This window comes from Burkholderia lata (assembly GCF_902499335.1).
Classification (GTDB): Bacteria; Pseudomonadota; Gammaproteobacteria; order Burkholderiales; family Burkholderiaceae; genus Burkholderia; species Burkholderia lata_B.
Window position 1 is genome coordinate 617,467 of the sequence record NZ_CABVQK010000002.1, and the last position, 17,676, is coordinate 635,142.

The 17,676-nt window shown below is 67.2% G+C and carries 18 protein-coding genes; 7 read left to right on the forward strand and 11 right to left on the reverse strand.

Features of this window, described 5'->3' with window-relative positions:
- Nucleotides 1–56: 56 nt before the first annotated feature.
- The 5 genes from BCO18175_RS07025 to BCO18175_RS07045 all read right to left on the reverse strand — a co-directional run bounded on the left by BCO18175_RS07025 (nucleotide 57) and on the right by BCO18175_RS07045 (nucleotide 5,125).
- Nucleotides 57–983 (reverse strand): CysB family HTH-type transcriptional regulator, encoded by a 927-nt coding sequence (locus BCO18175_RS07025; protein WP_006484201.1) that lies wholly within the window; start codon nucleotides 981–983, stop codon nucleotides 57–59.
- 75 nt (nucleotides 984–1,058) lie between these two features.
- Nucleotides 1,059–2,117: a sulfate/molybdate ABC transporter ATP-binding protein gene (locus tag BCO18175_RS07030; protein ID WP_011351896.1), complete on the reverse strand. Its 1,059-nt coding sequence runs from the start codon at nucleotides 2,115–2,117 to the stop codon at nucleotides 1,059–1,061.
- A gap of 13 nt (nucleotides 2,118–2,130) precedes the next feature.
- Complete coding sequence (cysW, locus tag BCO18175_RS07035; protein ID WP_174980024.1) at nucleotides 2,131–3,075, reverse strand: sulfate ABC transporter permease subunit CysW; 945 nt, start codon at nucleotides 3,073–3,075, stop codon at nucleotides 2,131–2,133.
- The gene (gene cysT, locus BCO18175_RS07040; RefSeq protein WP_174980025.1) at nucleotides 3,072–3,965 is read right to left on the reverse strand and encodes a sulfate ABC transporter permease subunit CysT; all 894 of its coding nucleotides are present in this window, start codon (nucleotides 3,963–3,965) and stop codon (nucleotides 3,072–3,074) included. The genes cysW and cysT overlap by 4 nt, the downstream gene beginning before the upstream one ends.
- 122 nt (nucleotides 3,966–4,087) lie before the next feature.
- Nucleotides 4,088–5,125, reverse strand: a complete 1,038-nt coding sequence (locus BCO18175_RS07045; RefSeq protein WP_174912387.1) for a sulfate ABC transporter substrate-binding protein — start codon at nucleotides 5,123–5,125, stop codon at nucleotides 4,088–4,090.
- Between the two features lie 264 nt (nucleotides 5,126–5,389).
- Here BCO18175_RS07045 and lexA point away from each other — a divergent pair, with 264 nt between their 5' ends.
- Genes lexA through BCO18175_RS07060 form a run of 3 tightly spaced genes read left to right on the forward strand, consistent with a single transcriptional unit; the run spans nucleotide 5,390 to nucleotide 7,148 of the window.
- Nucleotides 5,390–6,037: a transcriptional repressor LexA gene (lexA, locus tag BCO18175_RS07050; RefSeq protein ID WP_009689103.1), complete on the forward strand. Its 648-nt coding sequence runs from the start codon at nucleotides 5,390–5,392 to the stop codon at nucleotides 6,035–6,037.
- A gap of 26 nt (nucleotides 6,038–6,063) precedes the next feature.
- Nucleotides 6,064–6,399: a hypothetical protein gene (locus BCO18175_RS07055; protein WP_011351892.1), complete on the forward strand. Its 336-nt coding sequence runs from the start codon at nucleotides 6,064–6,066 to the stop codon at nucleotides 6,397–6,399.
- Between the two features lie 29 nt (nucleotides 6,400–6,428).
- Entirely contained in the window at nucleotides 6,429–7,148 is a 720-nt protein-coding gene (locus BCO18175_RS07060) for a DUF2939 domain-containing protein (RefSeq protein WP_174980112.1), read from the forward strand.
- 102 nt (nucleotides 7,149–7,250) lie between these two features.
- On the opposite strand, the gene BCO18175_RS07065 is transcribed toward BCO18175_RS07060, so the two are convergent.
- Nucleotides 7,251–7,748, reverse strand: coding sequence for a universal stress protein (locus BCO18175_RS07065; protein WP_174912389.1), 498 nt, complete (start codon nucleotides 7,746–7,748; stop codon nucleotides 7,251–7,253).
- Nucleotides 7,749–8,090: 342 nt separating this feature from the next.
- Between BCO18175_RS07065 and nodI the strand changes: the two genes are divergently transcribed.
- On the forward strand, nucleotides 8,091–9,005 hold the full coding sequence (gene nodI, locus BCO18175_RS07070) for a nodulation factor ABC transporter ATP-binding protein NodI (protein ID WP_174969165.1): 915 nt from the start codon (nucleotides 8,091–8,093) through the stop codon (nucleotides 9,003–9,005).
- A gap of 6 nt (nucleotides 9,006–9,011) precedes the next feature.
- Nucleotides 9,012–9,845, forward strand: coding sequence for an ABC transporter permease (locus tag BCO18175_RS07075; RefSeq protein ID WP_174912395.1), 834 nt, complete (start codon nucleotides 9,012–9,014; stop codon nucleotides 9,843–9,845).
- Nucleotides 9,846–9,882: 37 nt separating this feature from the next.
- Here BCO18175_RS07075 and BCO18175_RS07080 read toward each other — a convergent pair whose 3' ends face one another.
- The 4 genes from BCO18175_RS07080 to BCO18175_RS07095 form a co-directional block, all read right to left on the reverse strand.
- Nucleotides 9,883–10,305, reverse strand: coding sequence for a hypothetical protein (locus tag BCO18175_RS07080; protein ID WP_164462574.1), 423 nt, complete (start codon nucleotides 10,303–10,305; stop codon nucleotides 9,883–9,885).
- 101 nt (nucleotides 10,306–10,406) lie between these two features.
- Nucleotides 10,407–11,465 carry a permease gene (locus tag BCO18175_RS07085; RefSeq protein ID WP_059682707.1) on the reverse strand — a complete coding sequence of 353 codons (1,059 nt, stop codon included), beginning with the start codon at nucleotides 11,463–11,465 and terminating at the stop codon, nucleotides 10,407–10,409.
- Nucleotides 11,462–12,589 carry a tRNA 2-selenouridine(34) synthase MnmH gene (gene mnmH, locus BCO18175_RS07090; RefSeq protein WP_174980026.1) on the reverse strand — a complete coding sequence of 376 codons (1,128 nt, stop codon included), beginning with the start codon at nucleotides 12,587–12,589 and terminating at the stop codon, nucleotides 11,462–11,464. The genes BCO18175_RS07085 and mnmH overlap by 4 nt, the downstream gene beginning before the upstream one ends.
- A 64-nt stretch (nucleotides 12,590–12,653) precedes the next feature.
- Nucleotides 12,654–13,607 (reverse strand): LysR family transcriptional regulator, encoded by a 954-nt coding sequence (locus tag BCO18175_RS07095; RefSeq protein ID WP_174912404.1) that lies wholly within the window; start codon nucleotides 13,605–13,607, stop codon nucleotides 12,654–12,656.
- Between the two features lie 166 nt (nucleotides 13,608–13,773).
- Here BCO18175_RS07095 and BCO18175_RS07100 point away from each other — a divergent pair, with 166 nt between their 5' ends.
- Together BCO18175_RS07100 and BCO18175_RS07105 are read left to right on the forward strand one after the other, a co-directional pair.
- Nucleotides 13,774–15,195, forward strand: a complete 1,422-nt coding sequence (locus tag BCO18175_RS07100) for a M20 family metallopeptidase (protein ID WP_174980027.1) — start codon at nucleotides 13,774–13,776, stop codon at nucleotides 15,193–15,195.
- 35 nt (nucleotides 15,196–15,230) lie between these two features.
- Nucleotides 15,231–16,517, forward strand: a complete 1,287-nt coding sequence (locus tag BCO18175_RS07105) for an MFS transporter (protein ID WP_174980028.1) — start codon at nucleotides 15,231–15,233, stop codon at nucleotides 16,515–16,517.
- An 87-nt stretch (nucleotides 16,518–16,604) separates the two neighbouring features.
- Here BCO18175_RS07105 and BCO18175_RS07110 read toward each other — a convergent pair whose 3' ends face one another.
- A complete protein-coding gene (locus BCO18175_RS07110) occupies nucleotides 16,605–17,657 on the reverse strand; it encodes an NADP(H)-dependent aldo-keto reductase (RefSeq protein WP_174934283.1) in 1,053 nt (350 codons plus the stop codon).
- Nucleotides 17,658–17,676 lie beyond the last annotated feature (19 nt).

The window sequence follows — 17,676 nt, forward strand, 5'->3', positions numbered from 1 at the left end:
ATCCCGTACGCGTACATCGCGCCATCCGCGGCAATGGCGCGGATGGCGCACTGTCGTCAAACGGCTTCGCGCAACAGCCCTGCGATTTCCGCTTCGTTCAGGTGCGGCGCGAACATCTCGATCAGCCGGTACGCATACGCGCGCAGGAACGCGCCCTTGCGCAGCCCGACCCGCGTCGTACTCGCCTCGAACAGGTGCTGCGTATCGAGCGCGACGAGCCCCGTGTCGCGCTGCGGATCGTAGGCCATCGCCGCGACGACGCCGATCCCCATCCCGAGTTCGACATAGGTCTTGATCACGTCCGCGTCGATCGCGGTCAGCACGACGTCGGGTACCGCACCCGCCTGCGTGAACGCCTGATCGATGTGCGAGCGGCCCGTGAAGTCCTGGTCGTACGTGATGATCGGGTACTCGGCGATTTCCTCGAGCGTCAGGTTCTCGCGGCCGACGAGCGGATGGCCCTTCGGCACGACGACCGTGTGGTGCCACGAATAGCACGGGAACGTGACGATGTCCGGATAGCGGTCGAGCGCCTCGGTCGAGATGCCGAGATCGGCCTCGCCGTTCAGGATCATCTGCGCGATCTGCTGCGGGCTGCCCTGGCGCAGCGCGAGATGCACCTTCGGGAACACATCGGTGAACTGCCGGATCACCTTCGGCAGCGCGTAGCGCGCCTGCGTGTGCGTCGTCGCGACGACGAGGTGGCCGCTGTCCTGGTCGGCGAACTGGCGCGCGACGCGGCGCAGGTTCTCGGCGTCGAGCAGCATCCGCTCGATCAGCTGGTGCACGGCCTTGCCGGGTTCCGTGAGCCCCGTCAGCCGCTTGCCGCGCCGGATGAAGATGTCGACGCCCAGCTCATCCTCGAGATCCTTGATCTGCTTCGACACGCCCGACTGCGACGTGTACAGCACGTTCGCCACTTCCGTCAGGTTCATGTTCTGCCGCACCGCTTCGCGCACGAACCGCAATTGCTGAAAATTCATGGGTATGCCTCTTAGGCTGTCGTTGTTTGATTATCGAATCGGAGCAATTTCCGCCCCCTGCCCTGCATTCTGGCGTTAACGCGCGGGAAACACCCTCACCGCGCGCGGCACGGCCGTCGCACCATCGCCGACCTGCAGCGACAGCGCACGCCAGGCATCGCGATCGAGCTCTGCCTCGAGCGCGCCGCCTGCACGGGCCTCGAGCTCCACGCGCACCGAACCGCCGAGCGGAATCACGCGGCGCACGTCCACCGCGATGCCGTCGCGGTGCCCTTCGCCGACCGGCCACAGCTGCAGGTCGTGCGGCCGCACGTAGGCATTCGCGGGGCCCGCGAAATCGGCGTCGACCTCGATCGGCGCGGCCGCCCCCTCGGCAACGAAACCGCGCCCGGCAACCGTGCCCGGCAACCGGTTGGCCGCACCGAGGAACTCGTAGACGAATGCGCTCTGCGGATGATCGTAGACGTCCTGCGGGCTGCCGACCTGCTCGACGTGGCCGCGGTTCAGCACGACGATGCGGTCCGCGACTTCCAGCGCCTCCTCCTGGTCGTGCGTGACGAAGATCGTCGAGATATGCAGGTCGTCGTGCAGACGACGCAGCCAGCCGCGCAACTCCTTGCGGACCTTCGCGTCGAGCGCGCCGAACGGCTCGTCGAGCAGCAGCACCTTCGGCTCGACCGCGAGCGCGCGGGCGAGCGCGATGCGCTGGCGCTGGCCGCCCGACAGCTCGGACGGATAGCGCTGCGCGAGCCAGTCGAGCTGCACGAGCTTCAGCAGCTCGTGCACCTTGTCGCGGATCGCGCTTTCGGACGGCCGCTCGCGGCGCGGCTTCACGCGCAGCCCGAACGCGACGTTCTCGAAGACCGTCATGTGGCGGAACAGTGCGTAGTGCTGGAACACGAAGCCGACCTGGCGGTCACGCGCGCCGACCGACGCGACGTCGAGCCCTTGCAGCACGACCTGGCCGGCGTCCGCGTGCTCGAGGCCCGCGATCACGCGCAGCAAGGTGGTCTTGCCGCAGCCGGACGGCCCGAGCAGCGCGACCAGTTCGCCGGGCGGGAAATCGAGCGATACGTTGTCGAGCGCCGTGAAATCGCCGAAGCGCTTCTGAAGGTTACGGACGGTGATACCCATTCTGGTTGCCTCTTTACGATTTCGACGAAACGGCGGCGACGGGGCCGGCATGTGCGGGAACGGTGTCGCGCGCGCCGGACAGTTCGGCGGCGAGGTGGCGCTCGGCGAGCAGCTTCAGCGCGAGCGTGACGAGCGCGAGCAGCGCCAGCACCGACGCCACCGCGAACGCCGCCGCGAAGTTGTATTCGTTGTACAGGATCTCGACGTGCAGCGGCATCGTGTCGGTCTGGCCACGGATGTGGCCGGACACGACCGACACCGCGCCGAACTCGCCCATCGCGCGCGCATTGCACAGGATCACGCCGTACAGCAGGCCCCACTTCACGTTCGGCAGCGTCACGCGGCGGAAGATCTGCCAGCCCGATGCACCGAGCACGCGCGCGGCTTCTTCCTCGTCGGTACCTTGCGCCTGCATCAGCGGAATCAGTTCGCGCGCGACGAACGGGAACGTGACGAAGATCGTCGCGAGTACGATGCCCGGCACCGCGAAGATGATCTGCACGTCGTGCGCCTGCAGCCACGGCCCGAGCCAGCCCTGCGCGCCGAACAGCAGCACGTACACGAGGCCCGAGATCACCGGCGACACCGAGAACGGCAGGTCGATCAGCGTCGTCAGCAGCGCCTTGCCGCGGAATTCGAATTTCGCGATCGCCCACGATGCGCACACGCCGAACACGAGGTTCAGCGGCACGGCGATCACGGCGACGGTCAGCGTGAGCTTGATCGCCGACCACGCATCGGGATCGGCCAGCGATTCGAGATAAAAGCCGACGCCCTTTCGCAGCGCCTCGACGAACACCGCGGCGAGCGGCACGACGAGGAAGAATGCGAGGAACGCCAGCGCGATGCCCGTGAGCAGCCAGCGCACGACGCGCGACTCGCTGACGGGGTCGAGCCGCTTCGCGGCGCGCGCGGCCGGCGACGGGGTTTTCAGCACGACGGTGGCCTCCTGGCTCATTGCTGGCCTCCTGCTGCGACGGCGGTGACGGTGGCGGGCGCGGGGCCGCTTGCGCTCTTGCTCGTGCGGCGCTGCAGATACCACTGCAACGTGTTGATCAGCAACAGCATCAGGAACGACACGACGAGCATCACGACCGCGAGCGCGGTCGCGCCCGCGTAGTCGTACTGCTCGAGCTTCGTGATGATGAGCAGCGACGTGATCTCGGATTTCATCGGCACGTTGCCGGCAATGAAGATCACCGAGCCGTATTCGCCGAGCGCGCGCGCGAACGCAAGCGCGAACCCGGTGAGGAGCGCCGGCAGCACGGCCGGCAGCACGACGCGGCGGAACGTCAGCCAGCGCGATGCGCCGAGGCACGCGGCGGCCTCTTCCTGCTCGCGCTCGAAATCCTCGAGCACCGGCTGCACCGTGCGCACGACGAACGGCAGCCCGATGAAGGTCAGCGCGACCAGCACGCCGGCCGGCGTGAACGCGATCTTGATGCCGAGCGGCGCCAGATACTGGCCGACCCAGCCGTTGGTCGCGTAGACGGCCGCGAGCGAAATGCCGGCGACCGACGTCGGCAGCGCGAACGGCAGGTCGACGATCGCGTCGACGAGCCGCTTGAACGGGAACGTGTAGCGCACGAGCACCCACGCGACGAGGAAGCCGAACACGGCGTTGATCAGCGCGCCGCCGAGCGCGGCGGAGAACGTCAGCCGATACGACGCGAGCACGCGCGGCGACGTGACGGCGGTGACGAACTGGTCCCACGACAGCGTCGCGGTCTTCAGGAACGTGGCGGCGAGCGGTATCAGCACCACGAGGCTCAAATAGGCCACCGTGATGCCTAGCGTCACGCCGAAACCGGGCAGCGCGCTCGGCTTGCGAAAGGTGTACGTCGTCATCGGATGCTCTTGCTGGGTCGATGCTGCTCATGGGTCCGACGCAAACGCCGGCGCAGTGAATCGCGCCGGCGAGCCGTCGGGGATGCGGCGCGCTGTCGTGGCGCGCCGCTGTCGTTATGGCGTTACTGCGGCTTGTAGATCGAGTCGAACACGCCGCCGTCCGCGAAATGCGTCTTCTGCGCATTCGTCCAGCCGCCGAAGGTATCGTCGACCGTGTACAGCTTCAGCTTCGGGAACTGCTTCGTCAGCTCCGCCGGCACGTTCTTCGAACGCGGCCGGTAGTAGTTGCGCGCCGCGATCTCCTGGCCCTGCGGGCTGTACAGGAAGTTCAGGTATGCATCGGCCAGCTTGCGCGTGCCCTTCTTGTCGACCACCTTGTCGACCACCGCGACGGGCGGCTCGGCCAGGATGCTCACCGACGGCACGACGATCTCGAACTTGTCGGTGCCGAATTCCTTGACCGACAGGAATGCCTCGTTTTCCCATGCGATCAGCACGTCGCCGATCCCGCGCTGCACGAAGCTCGTGGTCGCGCCGCGCGCGCCCGAATCGAGCACGCCTGCGTTCTTGTAGAGCTTCGTGACGAATTCCTTTGCCGTCTGCTCGTTGCCGCCCGGCTTGTGCACCGCGTACGCCCACGCAGCCAGGTAGTTCCAGCGCGCGCCGCCCGACGTCTTCGGATTCGGCGTGACGATCGAGATGCCCGGCTTGGTCAGGTCGTCCCAGTCCTTGATCCCCTTCGGATTGCCCTTGCGCACCAGGAACACGATCGTCGACGTGTACGGCGATGCGTTGTCGGGCAGGCGCTTCTGCCAGTCCTTGTTGACGAGACCCTTGTTCGCGAGCGCATCGATGTCGTACGCGAGCGCCAGCGTGACGACGTCGGCCTGCAGGCCGTCGAGCACCGAGCGCGCCTGCGCGCCCGAGCCGCCGTGCGACTGCTTGAAGTTGACGGTCTCGCCCGTCTTCGCCTTCCACTCCTTACCGAACGCCTGGTTGAAGTCCTGATACAGCTCGCGCGTCGGGTCGTACGACACGTTCAGGAAGGTCGTATCGGCCTGCGCGTGCGACGCGACGCCCAGCGCCGCCGCCGCGCCCAGCGCGAGTGTTGCGATCAGGCGGCCCACTCCGCCCACCAGCCCCGTATTGCGCTTGCCCATCCTTGGTTCTCCAGTGTTGTCGGTATTGCGATGTCGGGCCAGTCTAACGAACGGGTTACATGATTAAAAATAATCGTTCCTCATTTTTTAATACTCAAAAGTGCTAACGCAGACGGGACGGACGGTTGCGGCAGATAAACCGGCGTCCGGACGTCGCGAAATCGCGCCGGAACCGGCGTCATCGCGTCGAACCTCACGTAACACTTGAAATTCGCGAACTACTGTATAAAAATACAGCTCACTGTCTATCCATACAGTTGAGCCATGACCAAACTCACCGCCCGTCAGCAGCAAGTGTTCGACTTGATCCGTCGCGCGATCGAGCGCTCCGGATTCCCGCCCACCCGTGCCGAGATCGCGGCCGAACTGGGCTTCAGCTCGCCGAATGCGGCCGAGGAACACCTGCGTGCGCTGGCACGCAAGGGTGTGATCGAGCTGGCCGCCGGCGCGTCGCGCGGCATCCGCCTGCTCGGCATCGACGATGCCCCGCACCAGTTCACGCTGCCGCACGCCGGCCTGATGCAGCTGTCGCTGCCGCTCGTCGGCCGCGTGGCAGCCGGTAGCCCGATCCTCGCGCAGGAGCACATCTCGCAGCATTACGCGTGCGATCCCGCGCTGTTCTCCAGCAAGCCCGACTACCTGCTGAAAGTGCGCGGCCTGTCGATGCGCGACGCCGGCATCCTCGACGGCGATCTTCTCGCCGTGCAGAAGCGCACGGAAGCGAAGGACGGCCAGATCATCGTCGCGCGTCTCGGCGACGACGTCACGGTCAAGCGCCTGATGCGCCGGCCGGGCGGTCTCGAGCTGATCGCGGAGAACCCGGATTACGAAAACATCTTCGTCAAGGCCGGCAGCGCGGAATTCGCGCTGGAAGGCATCGCCGTCGGGCTGATCCGCTCGGGCGAACTCTGACATTCCGTCTCGCTGAGGAGAACATCATGGAACGCCTTGCCCGTCTGCTGCCTTTCCGTCAATTCGGCCGTCTGCGTCATCTGCGCGGCCGCACGCCCTGCGCACCGCTGTCCGCGGCGGCGCCTGTGCAAGAAGAAGTCGCAGTCGAACGGCAGGCGTCCCTGCTGCCGTCGGCGCTCCCCGCTTTCGCGCGGGTATCGCTGAACGCCGGCCTGAATCACGCCGAACCCGCGCGCCGCGCGCCGGTGCGCGTCTATCACGGCCGTTCGCGCCTGATCATGGTCGGCACGATCGATGCCGTGTGCCGGATGATCGATCACTGCATCGCAGAGGAACGATCGGCCACGCCAGGCGGTCTCTGATTGCGGAACATCCCCGCACCGGAGTCAACGTGACCGGATCTTCGGGCCGCGCATGGCGGCTCAAGCCCCTGCTGATCGTCGTGCTGGCCGTCGCCATCATTGCGGCGATCGGCTACGCCTACGCGTCGCCGTACGTCGCGCTCGGTCGCCTGAAATCGGCGATCGATGCGCGCGACGCGCAGGCCATCAGTGAGTATGTCGATTTTCCGTCGCTGCGCATCAGCCTCAAGCAGCAGGTCACGGAAGAGTTGATGCGCCGGATCGACGCTGTGAAGAAGAACAATCCGTTCGCGGTGATCGGTGCATTGATCGGGTCGGCTCTGATCGGCCCGCTGGTCGATGCGTACGCGACTCCGGAGGGTGTGGCCGCGCTGATGAGCGGATTGCCGCCGCGCGGCAATCCGGGGGAGCGCCCACCCGAATGGTCGAATCTGCCGGCAGGCGGCAATGCCCCGGGCAATACGCCGGCCGCACCGGCGGCCAATCCGGCTCCGGCGAGCGCAGCCGCTCCGGGCAGCAACGCGGCCGCTACGGCCGCGTCATCGCAGCCCCCGGCCGCTGCCGCACCGGCCAGCCCGGTCGACGCAGCGCATGCGCCGCACCAGCAGCAAACCAGCGCCGGCTACCGCAATGTCGACGAATTCGTCGTGACCTACCAGCGCAGTGCCGACGGCACGCGCTATGCGGCGATATTCCACCGCTTCGGTCTGTTCTCGTGGAAGTTGTCTGCAATCGACCTGCACGCTTGACAGGGCTTGACTGGCCGCGGTCAGCGCCCGCGCCACGCCACTGACGTGGCACGACGCCTGACCGGCGATTCGCGCCGGTCAGGTAGTCAGCGAATCATGGGATCACTTGCCGTTCGCCGTGGCCGCTTCACGCTCGCGCGCGATTTCGGCCTTCTGCTCTTCCGCCGACGAACACGCAACCAGAATGCTGCAGTTCACGCGATCGAGCAGTTGCGTATTGCCCGAGCCCATCCACCATCTCGACAACCCGCTGCGGCACCGGTGGCCGACGACGACGAGGTCGGCCTTCAGCTCCGTCGCGAGATTCGCGATTTCGTCGATCGGATAGCCGAACGCGAAATGGCCTTCGGCCTGCACGCCGCGCTCGCGCAGCCAGTTCACCCCTTCCTGCAGGATTTCGCGCGCGGTTTCCTCGAACCGGCCGCACGCGACGTCGGTCAGCAACCCCGCGCTCTGTGCAATGCTCGAGCGCATGTCGACGACCGACAGCAAATGCGTCTCGGCCTTCAGGTCCATCGCGAGGTTGGCGCCGCAGCGCAGTGCCTTGCGCCCTTCGAGCGAGCCGTCGTAACACAGCAGAATCTTGTTGTAGCTAGCCATGAAGCCTCCCTATCGCAACACCGAGCCTACGCATTCATCATGGTGCGCCGCAATTCAGGACGCAAGGGATGGAAAACGCTGATTCGCCCCGCTCGGCGCGTGCGCGATGATGCAGTGCACGATCGGTGCGCGCATGCATCGCACCGTGCAGGCATGCCCTGAAGAGACGCAGCCGATGCACTAGAATGGCCCGTTCGTACCGTACTCCAGCGGGCCATCAGGCGCCGGCGTCGTGCGCTTCGGTCATGCCCGTGTGACACGCAATCGTCCGATCGGTTCGCCAACCGGCCACGCATCCGGCAGCGGAACGCATCCGCGCCCGCTTACAACGACAACATGCCCATGTCCGTTGCACCGATCGATTTCCGGAACGTCGAAAAGCGCTATGGCGACAAGCTCGTCGTCAACGGCCTGTCCTTCACCGTACAGGCCGGCGAATGCTACGGCCTGCTCGGGCCGAACGGCGCCGGCAAGACCACCACGCTGAAAATGCTGCTCGGTCTCACGCATCCCGATGCAGGCACCATTTCGCTCTGCGGCGAACCGGTTCCATCGCGCGCGCGGCATGCGCGACAGCGCGTCGGGGTCGTCCCGCAGTTCGACAATCTCGACCCCGACTTCACCGTGCGCGAGAACCTGCTGGTTTTCAGCCGCTATTTCGGCATGTCGGCGCAGGCTGCCCGCACGCTCGTGAAGCCGCTGCTCGAATTCGCGAAGCTCGAGAACAAGGCCGATGCGAAGGTCGGCGAGCTGTCGGGCGGCATGAAACGCCGTCTCACGCTCGCCCGCGCGCTCGTCAACGATCCCGATGTGCTGGTGCTCGACGAGCCGACGACGGGCCTCGACCCGCAGGCGCGTCACCTCATGTGGGAGCGGCTGCGCTCGCTGCTCGCGCGCGGCAAGACGATCCTGATCACCACGCACTTCATGGAAGAAGCCGAACGCCTGTGCGACCGACTGTGCGTGATCGAGGAAGGCCGCAAGATTGCGGAAGGCGCGCCGCACGCACTGATCGAATCGGAAATCGGCTGCGACGTGATCGAGATTTACGGGCCCGATCCGGCCACGCTGCGTGACGAGCTGTCGGCGTTCGCGAAGCACACCGAAATCAGCGGCGAGACGCTGTTCTGCTACGTGAGCGACCCGGAACCGCTCAGTGCGCGGCTCAAGGGTCGCACGGGGTTGCGCTATCTGCATCGCCCGGCCAATCTTGAAGATGTGTTCCTGCGGCTCACGGGCCGCGAAATGCAGGACTGATCGATCATGGACGTCCGCAACTATTCCGCCGCCGCACCGTCGGCACCGCCGCGCGTGTCACGCTTCGCGATCGCGATGCCCGCGAACGCGACCAACTGGATCGCCGTCTGGCGGCGCAACTATCTCGTCTGGCGCAAGCTCGCGCTCGCGTCGATGTTCGGCAATCTTGCCGATCCGATGATCTATCTGTTCGGGTTGGGGTTCGGGCTCGGCCTGATGCTCGGCCATGTCGACGGCGTGTCGTATATCGCGTTCCTCGCGGCCGGCACGGTCGGGTCGAGCGTGATGATGTCCGCGAGCTTCGAGTCGATGTATTCGGGCTTCTCGCGGATGCACGTGCAGCGCACGTGGGAAGCGATCATGCATACGCCGCTCGCGCTCGGCGACATCGTGCTCGGCGAGATCGTCTGGGGGGCCAGCAAGGCGATGCTGTCGGGGGCCGCGATCATGCTCGTCGCGGGGGCGCTCGGCTATGCGCGGTTTCCGTCGATGCTCGCGGCGCTGCCCGTGATCGCACTCGCGGGCCTCGCGTTTGCCAGCATCGCGATGATCGTCACGGCGCTCGCGCCGTCCTACGACTTCTTCATGTTTTATCAGACGCTCGTGCTGACGCCGATGCTGCTGCTGTCGGGCGTGTTCTTCCCGACCACGCAGTTGCCGCCGATCGCGCAGCACGCGGCGCATGCGCTGCCGCTCGCGAACGCCGTCGAGCTGATCCGGCCCGCGATGCTCGGCCGACCGGCGACCGACGTCGCATTGCATGTCGCGGTGCTCGCCGGTTACGCGGTCGGCGGATTCCTGCTGTCCGCGTGGCTGTTCCGGCGGCGGATGATGCGCTGAAGGCCGGCGCATCGCGCACCGGCTTCATGCGACGACGTTACTCGTCGTCGTCGCTCCACGGGATCTCGACGTCGGTCAGGAACGCGACGGTCGCGAGCGGGCCACCTTCCTGGCGGCCGAGCTTGCCGTCCGCGCGATGCCATTCGACGCGGAACTGCGTGCCCGGATCGTCGGCGACCAGATAGACCGAGCGCAATTCGTCCGCGTCGGCTTCGTCCACCGGGCCGTCGAACGACACCAGCATCTTCTGCGGCCACAGTCCGTTGACCGGATCGTAAATGCGGTCGCCCTGCGGAATGTCGATGCTGGCGTCGACGCCGATCGTTGCGGAAGCCTCGATGATCATCGTGCCGAGTGCGTTGAGCACGGCAGTCGCCCGCGCGGAATTGGCCTGGCGGATCGCGAGATCGCCGCGCGTCAGCGCCTTTTCGAGTCGAGGATGGATCTTCGGTTGGGTCATGCGTTTTCCTGTTTGCTTCTTGTAAATGGCGCCGCACGCGTGAAACGGCGGCGCCGGATGAATACGACGATTGCGCCCGGCTGGCGCACCGCTTGCGTGCGTCAGAACCCGAGCGCGACCGCGAGCAGGCCGCTCGCGATCCCGAATACGACGACGAGGATCGCGACGATGGCCAGCATGTAAGGCTTGAACGAACGCGCGAGCATCGCGAGCGACGGCACGCTGATCGGTGGCAGCGTCATCAGCAGCGCGGCGGCCGGGCCGACGCCCATGCCGAGCGACAGCATCGCCTGGATGATCGGCACCTCGCCGGCCGTCGGGATCACGAACAGCATGCCCGCGACCGCGAAGGCGACGATCCAGCCGAGATGATTGCCGATATCCGGGCCGATATGCGGGAACAGCCACGCGCGCGCGGCGCCGAGCAGCAGCACGAGCACGATGTATTCGGGCACGAGACGCACGGCCATGCGCGCAAGCAGCTTCATCCAGCGGACGAACGGATTGCCGGCCGCGGCCTGCTCGGCCGCCAGCGCGGCGAGCTGCGCATCGTCGATGCGGGCGTCTTCAGGGCGTGCAATCCGGTTCAGCAGATAGCCGATCCCGAACACCATCGCGACGCCGAGCACGAGGCGCAGCGCGCTCCAGTGCCACCCGAGCACGAAGCCCATGAACACCAGCGCCGCCGGGTTCAGCACCGTGTTGCCGAGCCAGAACGCGACCGCGCCGCCCGGTGATGCATGGCGCGCACGCAGCCCCGCGACGACCGGCGCCGCGCAGCACGTGCACATCATGCCGGGCAGCGACAGCAGGCCGCCCGCGGCGACGCTGCCGAAGCCGGTGCGGCCGAGCACGCGCGCGACCCAGTGCGCGGGCAGCAGCGCCTGCACGGCCGAACCGAGCAGCAGGCCGAGCACCATCGCCTGCCAGATCGCCTTGCCGTACGCCCACGCGTAGTCGAGCGCTGCCTTCAGCGACGGCTCGGGCGCGGCCGCCGACGTGCCCATCAGGATCGACTGGCCGATCGAATGATGCTCGGCGGCAACGAACGCCTTGTTGTAGTACGGAAACCATTTCACATAGAACAGGCCCGCGACCGCGATCAGCAGGAAGGTCATCCAGCCGAGGGCCGGGCTGGGTTGGGTGCGTGTGGTCGTCATCGTGTGGTCGTCGATTGGTTTTGGTCGGATTCGGATGTCGCGCCTGCGGCAAGCGCGGCCGATGCGGGTAGCCCGGCTTGCGCGAGTTCGGCCAGCAGCGCACGCGCCTGATCGCGCCCGTCGGCGGCGTTGGGCCGGAACGTGAACGTCAGCGCCCGGTTCGGCTTGTTGTACGTCGCGCGGTAGGTCCGTGCGTAGGCAGGATCGTAATGCTTGTCGATCAGCTCGGTGAACAGTTCGGCCCGCGCGTCCGCATCGATCAGCGCCGTCCAGTGCGTGACCTGTTCGCGGCTATGCAAGCCGATCAGCCGATGGAGCTGCGCCTTGAACGCTTCCGGTTCGTCGAACAGGTGCGCGTAGTCGTCGAGGAGGAATGCGATGCGCTCGTCGTGCGCCGCCTCGACGTGCACCCACGGCCCCGCGTGAAACGCTTCGATCAACGCGATCGGCAACTGCACGAGCCCGATTCGACGGCTTTCCGATTCGACGAACACCGGCCATTCGGGGTCGAAACGTCCAAGCGTTTCGACGAGCCCCGAATCGAACCCCTTCTGTGCCGGCTGCGGCTTGCCCGGCAGCGCGCCGAGCAGCGAGCCGCGATGGCACGCGAGCGCCTCGAGATCGAGCGTCTGCGCGCCCACGTCGCGCAGTGCGTTCAGCAGGCGCGTCTTGCCGCAGCCCGTATGGCCGACGAGCGCGATGTAGCGAAAACGTGTCGGCAGCGAGGCGAGCGTCGCGCACACCGACTGGCGGTACGCCTTGTAGCCACCGTCGAGCTGGCGCGCCTTCCAGCCGATCAGATTGAACCAGGTCGTCATCGAGCCCGAGCGCTTGCCGCCGCGCCAGCAGTAGATCAGCGGCCGCCAGTTGCGCGGCCGGTCGGCGAACGTCGTGTCGAGATGGCGCGCGATGTTGCGCGCGACGATCGCCGCGCCCACACGGGTCGCCTCGTAGGGCGACACCTGCCGGTACATCGTACCGATGAGCACGCGCTCCTCGTTGCTGAGCACGGGCGCGTTCAGTGCGCCGGGAATATGATCCTCGGCGAACTCGAGCGGCGTGCGCACGTCGATGATCTCGTCGAACTCACCGGCGTGATCGAGGGTGACAAGCAGGTTCTTCAATTTGGCGTCGAACAGGGGCGATGCGGCTCGATGAGCCGCATGGGCACGGAAGGCGGATTGACGATTATCTCACGGGCCGGCGTCTCGGGCCGCGCGCGGCTGCCGGCGGCAACGATGCGGCCTGCATCGCATCGATCAGATGGTCGCGGAACGCGCGGACCGATGCGGGCAGATCGCGCCCCGCCATCGTCTGCACCTGGATGCTGCGCTCGCGCAGTTGCGGGTTCGTCACGGGCACGACGACGAAGCCGTCCGCGGTGCAACGGTCGCGCACCGACAGCAGCCCGGTGAACATCACCGCGCCCGTGCGCCGCGCGTAGCCGTACATCGCCGCCGTGTTGTTGCTCGTTAGCTCCGGCTCGAGCAGCAGCCCGTCGAGCGCGCACGCGATGTCGATCAGCTGGCGCACCGTCGTGCCGGCCTCGGGCAGCACATGCGGGTGACGCGCGACATCGGCGAGCGACACCGCTTCACGCGTCGCGAGCGGATGGTCGTGCCGCACCAGTGCGAAGATCGGCGCGCGCTCGGTATGCTCGACGCGCACGCCCTTCTCCGGCGCGAGGCTGAAGCTCAACGCGATGTCCACGTCGCCGTCACGCACGCGCCGCGTCGCGTCCGCCGGCGACACCACCCACACGGAGAAATCCACACCCGGATGGCGCGCCTTGAAGCTGGCGAGCGTGCCGGGCAGGAAATCGATCGCGAACCCTTCCGAGCATGCGATCTTCAGCAGGCTGCCGTGCAGCGCGTCGAGCCCGCCGATGTCCTTCATCACGTGCTCGGCCTCCAGCAGGCTGCGCTGCGCGAACGCCAGGAGCCGCTCGCCGGCCTCCGACAGCGCCATTCCGCGCGGCCGGCGCTCGAACAGCGGCGCACCGAGCTCGCTCTCGAGTTTCGCGATCTGGCGGCTGATCGCCGATACGGCCACGTGCAGCCGCGCGGACGCGTCGCTGATCGAGCCGGTGCGCGCCACTTCGACGAAATACCGCAACGCCAGGCCATGCAGGAAAGCCGCCATCGTTCTGTCTCCGCCCGGCTGCCGGCCGCGCTGCTTTGCCTTTTCGGCAAAGAAAGGTTCGAAATTCGATCATTGTGACAAAAAAAACGGCTTTCTAGAATCGATCGCACTTCACGCTGCATGCACGATCCGGCGCGTGCAGCGAACCCGACAGAGGAGACACGACTTGAGCCGTACCGCCGCCATCCAGCACGCGCTGAACCAGTTCGAATCCGGTGCGTTCTTCACGACCCTGAGCCGCCGCGTCGGCCTGCGCACCGAAAGCCAGGAAAGCGGCAACGAAGCCGCGCTGCGCGCCTACCTGACCGACGAGATCGCCCCCGAGGCCGCGCGCCTCGGCTTCACGTCGCGGATCGTCGACAATCCCGTCGACGGTGGCGGGCCGTTCCTGCTCGCCTCGCGCCACGAAGACGACGCACTGCCGACCGTGCTGATCTACGGCCACGGCGACGTCGTGCGCGGCTACGACGCGCAGTGGCGCGCGCCGCTGTCCCCATGGACGCTGACGGCCGACGGCGACCGCTGGTACGGCCGCGGCAGCGCCGACAACAAGGGCCAGCACACGATCAACCTGGCGGCGCTGGCGAGTGTGCTCGACGCACGCGGCGGCCGGCTCGGCTTCAACGCGAAGCTGCTGATCGAGATGGGCGAGGAAACGGGCTCGCCGGGCCTCGACGCGTTGTGCCGCCAGGAGCGCGACGCGCTCGCGGCCGACGTGCTGATCGCGTCCGACGGCCCGCGCATCGCCGCCGCGCGCCCCACGGTGTTCCTCGGCTCGCGTGGCTCGGTCAATTTCAAGCTGAGCCTGCGCGCCCGCGACGGCGCGCATCACTCCGGCAACTGGGGCGGGCTGCTGCGCAATCCGGCGATCGTGCTCGCGCATGCGCTCGCGAGCCTCGTCGACGCGCGCGGCGCAATTCGCGTCGCGGGGCTGCGTCCGCCGCCGATCCCGGCCACCGTGCGCGCTGCGCTCGCCGATCTCTGCGTGGGCGGCGGCCCCGGCGACCCGACGCTCGACGCCGACTGGGGCGAGCCCGGCCTCACCGCACCCGAGCGCGTGTTCGGCTGGAACACGTTCGAGATCCTCGCGTTCAAGGCCGGCAACCCCGAGCACCCCGTCAATGCGATCCCGCCCGCCGCGTATGCGCACTGCCAGTTGCGCTTCGTCGTCGGCACCGACTGGGAAGCGCTGCATGCGCATCTGCGCGTGCACCTCGATGCGCACGGCTTCGCCGACATCGAGATCGACGTCGAACGCGGCGCACCGGCGACGCGCGTGCCGCCGGACGATCCGTGGGTGCGCTGGGCCGTCACGTCGCTCGCGCGCACCACCGGCAAGAAGCCCGCGATCCTGCCGAATCTCGGCGGCACGCTGCCGAACGAAGTGTTCGCCGACACGCTCGGGCTGCCGACGCTGTGGGTGCCGCACTCGTACCCGGCGTGCTCGCAGCACGCGCCCGACGAGCACCTGCTTGCGAGCGTCGTCAGCGAGGGGCTGCAGATGATGGCCGGCCTCTTCTGGGATCTCGGCGACGACGCGCCGACCGTTCGCCGCGCGGCGCCCGCCGCGGCCGGCGCCGCCCTGTAACGCGCTTCGCCCCTTTCACGGGACCTGCACACACGATGAATACGACCACCCTGACCTCGCAGGAAGCCGTCCGCCCCAGCGCCGCGAAGATCCGGCGCATCATCTTCGCGGCGTCGATCGGCAACGCACTCGAATGGTTCGACCTGATCGTCTACGGCTTCTTCGCGGTGACGATCGCCAAGCTGTTCTTCCCCGCCACGAGCGAAGCGACGTCGCTGATGCTCACGCTCGGCACATTCGGGCTGTCCTACCTGATCCGGCCGATCGGCGGCTTCGTGCTCGGCGCATACGCGGATCGTGCGGGCCGCAAGGCGTCGCTGCTACTGTCGATCGCGATGATGATGGGCGGCACGCTGCTGATCGCACTGATGCCGACCTACGCATCGATCGGCATACTCGCGCCGCTCGGGATCATGCTGTCGCGGCTGATGCAGGGCTTTTCCGCGGGCGGCGAATTCGCGAGCTCGACCGCGTTTCTCGTCGAGCACGCACCGCAGCGGCGCGGTTTCATGTCGAGCTGGCAGTTCGCGAGCCAGGGCCTCGCGACGCTGCTCGCATCGGGCTTCGGCGCGCTGCTGACGTCCACGCTGACGACCGCGCAACTCGAAAGCTGGGGCTGGCGCGTGCCGTTCCTGTTCGGGCTCGCGATCGGTCCCGTCGGGCTGTATATCCGCCGCTACGTCGACGAAGGCATCGAGTTCAAGACGCAGGCACGCTCGGAAGCGCCGGTGCGCGAGCTGTTCGCGGAACAAAAGGTGCGGGTGCTGCTGTCGATCGGCGCGCTCGTGATCTCGACCGCGATCAACTACATGATCCTGTACATGCCGACTTACGCGATCAAGCAGCTCGGGCTGCCTGCGTCGACGGGCTTCGCGGCGACGCTCGCGACCGGTTTCGTGCTCACGCTCGTCACGCCGGTAGTCGGTCACCTGTCCGATCGCACCGGGCGGATCCGCATGATGGCGGTCGCGGCGGTTCTGATGCTCGTCACCGTGTACCCGACGTTCGCGTGGCTCACGCGTCACGCGTCGTTCGCGACGATGCTCACGGCACTGGTCTGGATCGGTGCGCTGAAGGCGATGTACTGCGGCGCGCTGCCGGCGCTGATGGCCGAGCTGTTCCCGTCGCAGACCCGCGCAACGGGGCTCGCGGTCAGCTACAACACGGGTGTCACGCTGTTCGGCGGCTTCGCGCCGTTCGTCATCACCTGGCTGATCAGCGCGACCGGCAACCGGCTGTCGCCGGCGCTCTATCTGATGGGCTGCGCGCTGCTGAGCCTCACCGCGCTGTTCGTCGCGCGCACGCGGCTCAAGATGCGATAACGGATGAAACGGCGGCGCAGCGATGCGCCGCCGGTGCGGCCCGTCGCGGCATTGCTGCCGCGCGGGCCGCGCGCTGCCTGGTTCAGGTCAAGGCGCCGGGTTCGGCTGCAGTTCGTGGAGCGCGTCGATCTCGGCAAGGATCTCGTCGGACAGCTTCACGTCGATGCTGCCGATGTTCTCCTTCAACTGCTCGAGCGACGTCGCACCAACCAGGTTGCTGCGCGTGAACGGCCGGCTGTTGACGAACGCCAGCGCGAGCTGCGCGGGCGACAGCCCGTGACGCCGCGCGAGCGCGACATAACGCGACGTCGCCTCGACGGCCTGCGGCTTGCTGTAACGCTGGAAGCGCTCGAACAGCGTGATGCGCGCACCGGCCGGACGCGCGCCGTTCTCGTACTTGCCGGACAGCCAGCCGAACGCGAGCGGCGAATAGGCGAGCAGGCCGACGCCATCGCGGTGCGTGAATTCCGACAGCCCGTTTTCGAACGTACGGTTCAGCAGGCTGTACGGATTCTGGATGCTCGCGATGCGCGGCAGCCCGAGCTTCTCGGCCGCGCGCAGGAACTGCGCGACGCCCCACGGCGTTTCATTCGACACGCCGATCGCGCGCACCTTGCCGGCCTTCACGAATTCCGCGAGCACGCCGAGCGTTTCCTCGATCGGCACCGTATAGGTGTCGTCGACCCACGGATAGGCCGGACGGCCGAACGTCGTCGTGCTGCGATCGGGCCAGTGCAGCTGATAGAGATCGACGTAGTCGGTCTGCAGGCGCTTGAGGCTGCCATCGAGCGCCTCGGTCAGGTTCTTGCGGTCGAACTGGTTGCCTTCGCCGCGAATATGGCGCGGATTGTGCGGCTGCCGCGCGGGCCCCGCGATTTTCGTCGCAAGCACGATGCGCTCGCGCTGCGCGCGATGCTGCGCGAGCCAGGTACCGATGTACTGCTCGGTGCGCCCTTGCGTGTCAGGCTTCGGCGGCACCGGATACATCTCAGCGGCATCGATCAGCGTCACGCCCTGCCCGATCGCGTAGTCGATCTGCTCGTGCGCATCGCGCTCCGAATTCTGCTCGCCCCACGTCATCGTGCCGAGGCCGATCAGGCTGACCTCGATGCCCGAATCGCCAAGTGTGCGGTATTCCATGCTGTTCCCGTCGCGTCGG

Coding starts and splice junctions, on each gene's coding strand:
- BCO18175_RS07095 (WP_174912404.1), bottom strand. CDS start 13,607: ATGGCGGCTTTCCTGCATGGCCTGGCGTTGCGGTATTTCGTCGAAGTG.
- BCO18175_RS07025 (WP_006484201.1), bottom strand. CDS start 983: ATGAATTTTCAGCAATTGCGGTTCGTGCGCGAAGCGGTGCGGCAGAAC.
- BCO18175_RS07075 (WP_174912395.1), top strand. CDS start 9,012: ATGGACGTCCGCAACTATTCCGCCGCCGCACCGTCGGCACCGCCGCGC.
- cysT (WP_174980025.1), bottom strand. CDS start 3,965: ATGACGACGTACACCTTTCGCAAGCCGAGCGCGCTGCCCGGTTTCGGC.
- BCO18175_RS07065 (WP_174912389.1), bottom strand. CDS start 7,748: ATGGCTAGCTACAACAAGATTCTGCTGTGTTACGACGGCTCGCTCGAA.
- BCO18175_RS07085 (WP_059682707.1), bottom strand. CDS start 11,465: ATGACGACCACACGCACCCAACCCAGCCCGGCCCTCGGCTGGATGACC.
- BCO18175_RS07080 (WP_164462574.1), bottom strand. CDS start 10,305: ATGACCCAACCGAAGATCCATCCTCGACTCGAAAAGGCGCTGACGCGC.
- BCO18175_RS07055 (WP_011351892.1), top strand. CDS start 6,064: ATGGAACGCCTTGCCCGTCTGCTGCCTTTCCGTCAATTCGGCCGTCTG.
- BCO18175_RS07030 (WP_011351896.1), bottom strand. CDS start 2,117: ATGGGTATCACCGTCCGTAACCTTCAGAAGCGCTTCGGCGATTTCACG.
- cysW (WP_174980024.1), bottom strand. CDS start 3,075: ATGAGCCAGGAGGCCACCGTCGTGCTGAAAACCCCGTCGCCGGCCGCG.
- BCO18175_RS07105 (WP_174980028.1), top strand. CDS start 15,231: ATGAATACGACCACCCTGACCTCGCAGGAAGCCGTCCGCCCCAGCGCC.
- nodI (WP_174969165.1), top strand. CDS start 8,091: ATGTCCGTTGCACCGATCGATTTCCGGAACGTCGAAAAGCGCTATGGC.
- BCO18175_RS07110 (WP_174934283.1), bottom strand. CDS start 17,657: ATGGAATACCGCACACTTGGCGATTCGGGCATCGAGGTCAGCCTGATC.
- lexA (WP_009689103.1), top strand. CDS start 5,390: ATGACCAAACTCACCGCCCGTCAGCAGCAAGTGTTCGACTTGATCCGT.
- BCO18175_RS07045 (WP_174912387.1), bottom strand. CDS start 5,125: ATGGGCAAGCGCAATACGGGGCTGGTGGGCGGAGTGGGCCGCCTGATC.